Origin of the sequence: Paenibacillus marchantiophytorum, assembly GCF_014640555.1 — a bacterium.
Taxonomy (GTDB): Bacteria; Bacillota; Bacilli; order Paenibacillales; family NBRC-103111; genus Paenibacillus_E; species Paenibacillus_E marchantiophytorum.
Genome location: NZ_BMHE01000110.1, coordinates 1 through 3,306 on the forward strand (window position 1 = coordinate 1; position 3,306 = coordinate 3,306).

Annotated in this window: 5 protein-coding genes; all 5 read left to right on the forward strand. The window is 32.2% G+C overall.

All coding sequences use genetic code 11. The features are described from left to right. Positions 1-174: 174 nt before the first annotated feature. The 5 genes from IEY34_RS36015 (at position 175) to IEY34_RS36035 (ending at position 2,943) form a co-directional block, all read left to right on the forward strand. A complete protein-coding gene (locus IEY34_RS36015; RefSeq protein WP_189021080.1) occupies positions 175-771 on the forward strand; it encodes a stalk domain-containing protein in 597 nt (198 codons plus the stop codon). Positions 772-890: 119 nt separating this feature from the next. Beyond that, a complete protein-coding gene (locus tag IEY34_RS36020) occupies positions 891-1,409 on the forward strand; it encodes a hypothetical protein (protein ID WP_189021082.1) in 519 nt (172 codons plus the stop codon). A gap of 57 nt (positions 1,410-1,466) precedes the next feature. Then, on the forward strand, positions 1,467-1,823 hold the full coding sequence (locus IEY34_RS36025) for a hypothetical protein (protein ID WP_189021084.1): 357 nt from the start codon (positions 1,467-1,469) through the stop codon (positions 1,821-1,823). 45 nt (positions 1,824-1,868) lie between these two features. Then, a complete protein-coding gene (locus IEY34_RS36030; RefSeq protein ID WP_189021086.1) occupies positions 1,869-2,558 on the forward strand; it encodes a hypothetical protein in 690 nt (229 codons plus the stop codon). A gap of 40 nt (positions 2,559-2,598) precedes the next feature. Then, complete coding sequence (locus IEY34_RS36035; RefSeq protein WP_189021088.1) at positions 2,599-2,943, forward strand: hypothetical protein; 345 nt, start codon at positions 2,599-2,601, stop codon at positions 2,941-2,943. Positions 2,944-3,306 lie beyond the last annotated feature (363 nt).

The window sequence follows — 3,306 nt, forward strand, 5'->3', positions numbered from 1 at the left end:
CAGAGTTGTATTCTGATTATCAGTCTTTCGTTGACACAAATGAATTGCTCGCAAAAGGAAAAATGGATGGTAAGCTCTTAAAAGAAATATGGGATGATGTGGACGTTCAAGTTATATTTTAATGAATTGAATCTTTTATAAAAAAGCTAATTAATGGTTCGGAGGAGAATATTTATGAAAAAGGTCGTTATTGCATTTCTGTGTGGCATTGTTATTTCCCTCTCATCTGTAGTAATTGCAGCCAATGAATTAAACGTCACATTATTTCCATCTGAGTTTTTTTATAACGGAGAAAATAAAAGTTTGCCTAGCGAATATCAAGTCATTAATTATAACGGCCATGTATATGTACCGATTAGATACGTTGCAGAAAGTATGGGTGGGACGGTAGGATTTACTGCTAGTCAGGATTCAAAACCCAATGAGATTACAATAGATTATAAAACTAAAACTAAAGAATTCCCTTACATAGATCCTGACAAGAAAATTAGTATTGATCTAACTGGTACTAATGACACTTCTAGAGCAACTTATTTAATTGGACAGGTCCAGCTTAATGAAACAACCTACGAGAAGAATATTTTTAGTTTCGATATTGATATAACCTTAAAGAATGGAAATAAAATTACAACTATACATGGTTTTGCAAGCGATATTGGAAAAGGTGAACTGAAAACATTTAAATTGAAATCAAGCGATTTTTTTGTCCTTACCGATATCGCAAAAGTGGACATTAAAGTTATTGAGATTGTTGAATATAAGTCGGAATAATTTGAATAAGCAGTGAAGAAAATCAGTTCTGATAAAATCGAAGTTTTAATGGTTATTGTAATATATAATCTACGAAGAAAAAATGATTTTATTTAATTGATGCTGAAGGGTAGGTCACTATGTTCAGGTTATTTCAAAGAAAAAAGTTAGAAGATAACATTGAAAATAAACAATATAACGAAATTTTGTTAAACCTTCCATCAGTAGCTGTTTATAAAGATTTTAAGACTTCACTGATATATTTTAATCCTAGCGTAATCAATCCAATTGGTTACAGGTCAACTAATAATAAATTCATTAAATTAGTACCTCCATACACAGATTCTGATGTTGGAAAAGCGATAAAAGAAGCAATTCAAATAAGTATTGCAGAACCATACTTACCTAATGATGTGAAAGGGGATTTTTGGGTTGAGGCTGAAGGAGTAAAAAGTATGATTTCTTTCATAAGGACGAAACTGTTCATAAACGTAACCCAAAATGTTAAAGAAAATAGCTATCTAATCAGCATTATGAAGAAGTACAAGACAACTGGCTATACTCATTCAAAGAATGACCCTGAGTATTTAGTTGATGTAACTATTAACGACCATGAGTTGGGTCAAATTGTCTTGGATGGATTTAATGAATGTAAATGAAAAATGGTTTACCATGAAAGCACGATTTTATTTATCATAGTTAAGGTGGTTCAAAGAATGGAGATTTTTCCAGAAGAACATGAACTTATTGATATTTTTGAATGTGAACCGCAATTAACCTTAGAGGAAATGGATGTTCCTGACTACTATAAACAATGGAGGTTCATTCTAAAACGAGAAACTGATGTGTTAGAGTTTGATATAGAACCAAGTATCTCTTATGTTTATATGAGATGGCATCAAGAAAATAAGGTCATAATAGAACTCGCATTAGAAGAAGTTTATGGAATAGAAATAAAGAAACAAGGAAATTCGGAATTTGTTTTGTTGTTATTCCATGATGAACGTCATAAAACCTTAACTTTAAGGACAAAACCTTACATATCAGTTGTTTGGGGAACAGCTAAAACTTGAAAAGTTGTGCTTAAAAGAGCAATTTTAAGTAAGGAGAGATTCGTTTTGGAGTATCTATTGGGAGGATATTATTTAGTAAAGCCCATGAAAAGGGCTAATTATTTGGACAAAGAAATAATGCCAGAAGAGATACTATCAGCAAGTAACTGTATTTGTGATAATTACCCTGATATTGGGGTGTGTTGGGACAAATCAGAATCGAAGAAACAAGAATACATGAAGCAGTTAAATTTAAGTCAGGACAGCTTTACTTCAATGGAACAGTGGGTTGAGCAGGAATTTGATAGCAAGAAATTAGGTTTTCCACATGTTTTTATGAGCGTACAATCAGCTAGGGAATTTTATCATAGGTACCTGAACCATATCACAGGTATTAAGTTAATTGGAATTGGATTACCTCCCGAAATTATAGAGAATCTTAAAGAGGATTTTGGAGCAGAAGGATTCTTTTATGGTGTTGAATATAACATATCTCAAAATAAAATTCTTGAAATGAATGGCAATACTCTAGGTTATGAAATATTAGGTTATGAATATGGAGCGTTCCATTCTTACATTTGTAACAGTTTATTTGAATATTATAATAAAAATATCTCATTCTCTCTAAATGAAAATGGTTTTATTAGAACCCTCGATGAAGCTTACCGATTGTCACAATACACTAATGATGAAATTAAAGGTACTGAACCAGTTCTATGGCTTCCTTGGATAGTAATTGAGTATCTATTGAATTAGATAAGACATGGAGTTCATTAAGCTGATAGGGGAGAGAGTTTTGGATTGGATTATTCTTATTGGTGATGAAAGGTTGACATTAGAAAGTGTCAAAAATATTGAGCATTATGGTAGTGTGTGTACTAGTGAGATAGAGGATGATAGATTTTCAGTTGAGTATGGAAAGGTTCATGTATTTTATGATTATGATGAGAATCTAATCAGTGTTTACGAAGAAGTAGACCTTTCGAGAATCCCATATTCGAATCCACGTTTCATCATGATGATATTTAATTCGGTCGACTTAATGTGGAAGATACTAAGACAAGACAATTTCTTAAGAAACATTTATATAGATGATGATCATGGAAAGATTATACCAATAGAAGACTTTATAAATGATTAACTTAGTACGGCATAGAGCAGGGACGATAACTCAATAAAAGAGAAGTTTTATGTGATCTCGTCTCAGGAAAAGATTGTTGGCGTGGTAAATGAAAACCCTCTTTCATGTGTGTAGTTGATTTATTGGATATTCATCCCAGATTGGAATGAAAAGATAATTTTATGGGGGCTATGCAATGGGATTCTTCTCCGATTTAACAATGTTTTTTCCCATAAAAATTAATAAAAAACATATAAGTGAATGAATTTCATAATTCAAAAGCCTTACCCCATCTGAGTATTTAAGGCGCAAAAAAGGGAGTACCTCCCCAAATCTCGAAGTGTTTAGTACCACTACCACACACTTGAGAGAGGGTTGAACTCC

What these genes read in the sequence shown, in the direction of transcription:
- IEY34_RS36015 (WP_189021080.1), top strand. Translation starts at nt 175, where the DNA reads ATGAAAAAGGTCGTTATTGCATTTCTGTGTGGCATTGTTATTTCCCTC.
- IEY34_RS36020 (WP_189021082.1), top strand. Translation starts at nt 891, where the DNA reads ATGTTCAGGTTATTTCAAAGAAAAAAGTTAGAAGATAACATTGAAAAT.
- IEY34_RS36025 (WP_189021084.1), top strand. Translation starts at nt 1,467, where the DNA reads ATGGAGATTTTTCCAGAAGAACATGAACTTATTGATATTTTTGAATGT.